At 70.7% G+C, this 4,933-nt stretch carries 9 protein-coding genes; 4 read left to right on the forward strand and 5 right to left on the reverse strand.

From position 1 onward, the window contains the following. Positions 1-304 precede the first annotated feature (304 nt). Positions 305-511, forward strand: coding sequence for a hypothetical protein (locus GL263_RS21560; protein WP_182857398.1), 207 nt, complete (start codon positions 305-307; stop codon positions 509-511). Positions 512-912: 401 nt separating this feature from the next. Here the strand turns inward: GL263_RS21560 and GL263_RS21565 are convergent, their stop codons facing one another. Genes GL263_RS21565 through GL263_RS21570 form a run of 3 tightly spaced genes read right to left on the reverse strand, consistent with a single transcriptional unit; the run spans position 913 to position 2,839 of the window. After that, positions 913-1,785, reverse strand: a complete 873-nt coding sequence (locus GL263_RS21565) for an amidohydrolase family protein (RefSeq protein WP_228456726.1) — start codon at positions 1,783-1,785, stop codon at positions 913-915. Positions 1,786-1,794: 9 nt separating this feature from the next. Further along, the gene (locus GL263_RS28550; RefSeq protein ID WP_323379511.1) at positions 1,795-1,974 is read right to left on the reverse strand and encodes a DUF397 domain-containing protein; all 180 of its coding nucleotides are present in this window, start codon (positions 1,972-1,974) and stop codon (positions 1,795-1,797) included. Then, entirely contained in the window at positions 1,889-2,839 is a 951-nt protein-coding gene (locus tag GL263_RS21570; protein WP_182857399.1) for a helix-turn-helix domain-containing protein, read from the reverse strand. Before GL263_RS21570 ends, GL263_RS28550 begins: the two co-directional genes overlap by 86 nt. A gap of 129 nt (positions 2,840-2,968) precedes the next feature. On the opposite strand from GL263_RS21570, the gene GL263_RS21575 reads away from it, so the two are divergent. The 3 genes from GL263_RS21575 to GL263_RS21585 all read left to right on the forward strand — a co-directional run bounded on the left by GL263_RS21575 (position 2,969) and on the right by GL263_RS21585 (position 4,023). Then, positions 2,969-3,190: a hypothetical protein gene (locus GL263_RS21575; protein WP_182857400.1), complete on the forward strand. Its 222-nt coding sequence runs from the start codon at positions 2,969-2,971 to the stop codon at positions 3,188-3,190. Next, positions 3,187-3,531 carry a DUF7848 domain-containing protein gene (locus GL263_RS21580; protein WP_323379510.1) on the forward strand — a complete coding sequence of 115 codons (345 nt, stop codon included), beginning with the start codon at positions 3,187-3,189 and terminating at the stop codon, positions 3,529-3,531. Before GL263_RS21575 ends, GL263_RS21580 begins: the two co-directional genes overlap by 4 nt. A gap of 84 nt (positions 3,532-3,615) precedes the next feature. After that, positions 3,616-4,023, forward strand: a complete 408-nt coding sequence (locus GL263_RS21585; protein WP_182857401.1) for a hypothetical protein — start codon at positions 3,616-3,618, stop codon at positions 4,021-4,023. Between the two features lie 9 nt (positions 4,024-4,032). On the opposite strand, the gene GL263_RS21590 is transcribed toward GL263_RS21585, so the two are convergent. Continuing rightward, positions 4,033-4,509 (reverse strand): VOC family protein, encoded by a 477-nt coding sequence (locus GL263_RS21590; RefSeq protein WP_182857402.1) that lies wholly within the window; start codon positions 4,507-4,509, stop codon positions 4,033-4,035. Positions 4,510-4,587: 78 nt separating this feature from the next. Next, a partial coding sequence (locus GL263_RS21595; protein WP_182857403.1) for a peptidoglycan-binding domain-containing protein occupies positions 4,588-4,933 on the reverse strand: 346 nt, incomplete at its 5' end.

Genomic DNA, 4,933 nt, shown 5'->3' on the forward strand with positions numbered 1-4,933 from the left:
GGCGGCCAACTCCCTTTCCCCGTTGCGGCGTTCATCGTGGTGGCTGCCGGGGGCGGCCGCGATCACCTGCCAATGTGGGCCCTGGGGCCACTGACGTCGGGGAATCGAGGGCGGAGGCGGTGCACGGCCTGGGATAGCCTGCTCGGCGACCAGTAACACGCACCAAGCCAGGGGGATCTACATGCGTAAGGGCATCGCCCTTCTCGCGGCGGGCGTATCCACCGTCGCCGTGCTCACGACGGGAGCCTCGGCGCACGCCGTCGACCAGTGCCACCTCATCGCCGAGTAGTCGACGGCTGTGAACATGACATACAGCACCCGTGAGTGGTGGGTCGAGATCGCGGTCGGCGCCCTCGCGGCCGTGGCCACCACCGTCCTCCTGGCCTTTCTCTGCTTCCTCTCCCTCGGCGGGGAGGAAGCGACGGTGAACCTCGCGTGGTTCGCGGTCCCCGGCCTGGCCGTGGGCCTCTGGGTCTCCCGGCGCTACCGCCGCCGCCACGACAAGAACTGAGCCGAGACCGGCCGCGGCCACGCACACGTCAGGCCGGGGGCCTGTGACCACCCCACGCCCCGGCTGCGGCACCGAACCGCACCACGCGGCCGTCCCGCACCACGCCGACCTACGAACGAACAACCAGGGGGATCACCATGGGCGCCATCTCGCTCTTCGCCGTCGCCTTCGCCGTCGTCATCGTCGCCGTCAGCATCGGCGGCATCATCTACACGCTGACGAAGAAGTAGCGGACGCCGCATAGGGTTCAAGCTGCCGCCGCAGCCTCCGCACCGTGCCCGCGTGCTTGCCACGGCGGGGTGGCGAGGCCACCAGCCTGCCGTGAAGCACCTCGACCCGCCGCCGGGTGTCCCGCTCGAACTCCTCGGCCGCGGTGCGAAGGCCCGCATCTCGCCGCGGTCTCACAGGCGGAAGAGTTCGGCGGCGTTGTGGTGGCAGACGGCGCGGAGCCAGTCGTCGCCCAGGTCGAGACGGGTCAGGGCTTGGAGGGCGTGGAGGTAGGGGTAGGGGATGTTGGGGAAGTCGGAGCCGAAGAGGATCCGGTCGCCCATCGCGCGGAGGCGCGGCAGTTCCTCGCGGGGGAAGGGCGCGTCCCGCTCGGAGAAGTCCGTGAACACCATCGTCGTGTCCAGACGGACGCCGTCGTAGCGCTCGGCGAGGTCGAGGAAGTCGCGGTACTCGGGCGTGCCCATGTGGGCGACGACCAGCCGCAGCCGGGGGTGCCGGGAGAGCAGGCGGGCGATCGGCTCGGGCCCGGTGTGCTTGCCGGGCACGGGCCCGGACCCGCAGTGGATGACAATCGGCGTGCGGGCGTCCGCGAGGGTCCCCCACACGTCGTCGAGCCGCGGGTCGTTCGGGTCGTAGGCGCCCACCTGGAGGTGCGACTTGAAGACCCGGGCACCCGCTTCCAGAGCCTGGCGGACGTACGTCGGCGCGGAGGGCTCCGGGAAGAACGTGGCGGTGTGCAGGCAGTCGGGCGTGCGGGCGGCGAAGTCGGCGGACCACGAGTTCAGCCACGCCGCCATCGCGGGCTTGTGCGGGTACAGCATCGAGGTGAACGCCCGCACGCCGAAGCCGCGCAGCGTCTCCAGTCGCTCGTCCTCGGCCGTGCGGTAGGTGATCGGCCACGGCCGGCCGGTGAGGGGGCCGGCCGCGTCGAAGTACTGCCACACCTTCCGCAGCACCCTGTCCGGCATGAAGTGCGTGTGCACGTCGACGAGCCCCGGCAGGGCAAGCTCCCGCCAGAAGCCGACAACCGCCGCGCGCTCGTCCAAGTCGGCGTCTCAGCCGCCGAGTTCGCCGCCGCGCACGGCACCGACGAAGTCGGTCCACGCGGCGCGCGGGACGGCGAGGACCGGCCCGTGTGGCCGCTTGCTGTCACGTACGGGGACGGCGTGGCCGGGGGTAGCGGGGGCGCACTCGATGCAGTCGCCGCCGTTGCTTCCGCTGTAGCTGGACTTGATCCAACGCGTCGCGTCGACCGGGCGCTTCGCCATCATGGGAGTACCTCTCCAGTGCGTCGCTGATCAGCTTGGCGGATTCGTCGGCTGAGAGGGCGTCCGCCCTGAGCACATCATAGGTCTGCCAGTGCCTGGCGAGCACGTGTGGATCGTTGCTGAAGTGTCCACGGTCCAGTGACTCCGAGTACACCCACATCTCGTTTCCGGGCAGTGTGATCAGCGACATTGAGGTGTCCGGCCGCATGAGCCGGGGCCTGTTCGCGGGTGCGATCTGGACGCGGACGTTGGGCTGCCTGCCGAGGGCCAGTAGGTGGGCGCACTGGTCGCGCATCACGGCAGGGTCTCCGATCACCGTGCGGACCGCGCTCTCATCGAGCACCGCCATGAGCAGCGGGCCGCCCGGGTGGAGGAAGCGCTGCTGACGGCTCAGTCGCGCGCGTACGCGTTCCTCGACCGTGGCATCGTCCGTATCGGGGACGGTGAAGATGACCCGGGCGTACTCCTCGGTCTGGAGCAGACCCGGGATGACCTGCGTGCCGTAGACGCGCAGCGCGACCGCTTCCGCGTCCATCTCGGCGCGGCGGCGGAACCAGTCGGGATGCTCGACCTGCTCGTACCAGTTGATGCGGCGCCACAGGCGTGCCAGCAGTCCGCCCGTCCTCAGGATCTTGTCGCACGTGGCGGGGAAGCCGTCCTGCGGGACGCGTGTCCCCGCCTCGATCCGGGCGATCAGCGAGCGGTCGCAGGGAATCCGCCTCGCGAGCTGTTCCTGCGTCATGCCGCTCAGTTCGCGCCAGTGGCGCAGCACTTCGCCGAACACGCTGGCGGCGGTCGTCGCCGGCTCGGGTCCCTGTTCTTGTCGTCTCATCGGTGTGCCCCCTCGGTGACAGGCGGTTCTGGCACGCGGTTGATGTTGCCCGAGCCACTCCTCAGGGCAACGCTGTAAGTGCGGACAGTAATCCCGCATCGTACGAGTAATTCTGAAATTGGGGTACATATGCTGATCGGTAGAGCGGAGGCGGCTCCGGAGCGGGACCTGAGGCGGCTCGTGGACCACACCAAACTCAGCCTCGTGCCGGCGCTCGCGGCGCACGGCCTGGTGTGGTGCGACGAGCCTCCGCCGCTGGTGCCGGCGCCGGGCTTCCGCGACGCCGGTGAGGTCGGCGTCGCCGAACTCGCCGCGCTGCTCGCGGCGTTGCGGCGCTGGGAGGCCCGGTGAACGGAACGCCCACCGCCCCGGACGACGGCGACACGATCGCCGAACGCGTGGCACGGTTGTCGCTCGCCGTGCGGGACCACCTGGAAGGACGGCCGCGCAGCGTGCCACGGGCGGTGTACCGCTTCCGCGAGTACCGCGTCGAGGCGGACGGCGAACCGGACGCTGAACCGGTGACGTTCACGATGAGCTGTGCCGTCTGCGGGGCGAGCGGCCCGGCGGAGGCGGACACCTCCACCGCCGCCCGGTGGATCCCCGTCCACCTCAAGCAGGAACCCGAGCACCTGACCTACCGCGAACAGATCACGCGCCCCTACCGGGCCGTCCCCGGCAGCTGGCTGTGAGTCTGCCCCGGGGGTGCGTGCCGGTCGTCTGCCTCGGGGAGACTGGGCGAGGACGGGGACACGACAAACGGAGGGAGCGGGAGCGTGTTGACACGTGGGAGGGGTGCGGCGCGGCGGACGGCCGTCGCCGTGGCGGTGGCGACGGCGGCGACGGCACTGCTCGTCGGCGGGTGCGCGCAGGCCGAGGAGGTGCGGGACCGCGCGGTCGGCTGCGGCAAGCTCGCGGTGGCGACCGCGAAGCTGATCGACGAGTTGGAGCGGACGATCCGGGACCCGGCGTCGGGCGACCCGGACCAGGTGCTGGACGGGCTGGACAAGGAAGTCGACAACGTCCAGCGCTACTCGGGCGACGGGGACCTCACGAAGGCCGGCGAGGACCTCGCGGCGGCGGCGAAGGACGTGCGCGCCGCGGTGGACGAGGGGCGCGCCCCCGACCTCGCGCCCCTGCGCGACGCCGGCGCGGAAGTCACAAGGGTCTGCGCCAAGGGCTGACCCTGCGGCTCAGTCCTCGATTCCCACGAAGCCCGTCCTGGATCCTCCGCCCGTCGGCGGCTCCAGGTCGGCGAGGTCGTCGGACTCGTCGGTGAACCTCCGGACGGCGGTGCGCCTCTCCGCGTCGCTCGACTCCACGCAGAACTCGTGGCCTTCCGGGTCGGTCATGACCGCGTAGCCGAGACGGAGCGTTTCCGCCGTCCATCTCCTCGCGACGACCACCGCTCCCAGCGCCGTGAGCCGGGCCACCTCGTCGTCAAGCGTGCCGCTGACCGGGTTCAGCCAGATGCGGCTGTGGGGTCGAGGGCGATCCTCGCCACTCGCCTCCGTCAGGTAGAGGGAGGGCTGGTCGGTCGCCTCGGTGTTGACGACGTGCACGCCGTCGACGCCTGGAAGGATCTCCGCTCTCAGTACGGCGCTCCAGAACTTCGCGAGTTCGAGCGGTTGCCCGCATTCCATCTCGACCGCACGCAGCGAAGGGGTCATGCGACGCAACGCTAGCCGGTCGGGCGCCGGCCGTGGTGGGGCTCAGGCGGGTTGCCCGGCCCGGGGGGAGGGGAAGGGTCAGTAGCCGTAGTTGTTGGCCCAGGCGGTGCCGCAGCGCGCGAAGGCGGCCCGCGTGCCGCTTCCGGCGATGCCGTCGATGGCGCCGGAGTAGCCCCAGTGCTGCTTCAGCATTCGCTGGAGTGCCTTGATGGTGTTGGGTCCGACGATCCCGTCGATGGCATCGCTGTAGCCGTAGCTGCGCAGCGAACGCTGCATGGCCTTCCAGCTGTTGGTGCCCAGCTGACCGTCGATGGTTCCGGGGTCGTGCCCGAGCTGCCACAGGTGGCGTTGGATCCCCTTGGCCTGCCTGACGGTCAGGCCGAGGTTCTCGACCGCTTGCGGAGTGATCTGGGCGGTAGCGGCC

Source organism: Streptomyces durbertensis (assembly GCF_014156695.1).
GTDB lineage: Bacteria > Actinomycetota > Actinomycetes > Streptomycetales > Streptomycetaceae > Streptomyces > Streptomyces durbertensis.

Coding starts and splice junctions, on each gene's coding strand:
- GL263_RS21560 (WP_182857398.1), top strand. CDS start 305: ATGACATACAGCACCCGTGAGTGGTGGGTCGAGATCGCGGTCGGCGCC.
- GL263_RS21570 (WP_182857399.1), bottom strand. CDS start 2,839: ATGAGACGACAAGAACAGGGACCCGAGCCGGCGACGACCGCCGCCAGC.
- GL263_RS21575 (WP_182857400.1), top strand. CDS start 2,969: ATGCTGATCGGTAGAGCGGAGGCGGCTCCGGAGCGGGACCTGAGGCGG.
- GL263_RS21590 (WP_182857402.1), bottom strand. CDS start 4,509: ATGACCCCTTCGCTGCGTGCGGTCGAGATGGAATGCGGGCAACCGCTC.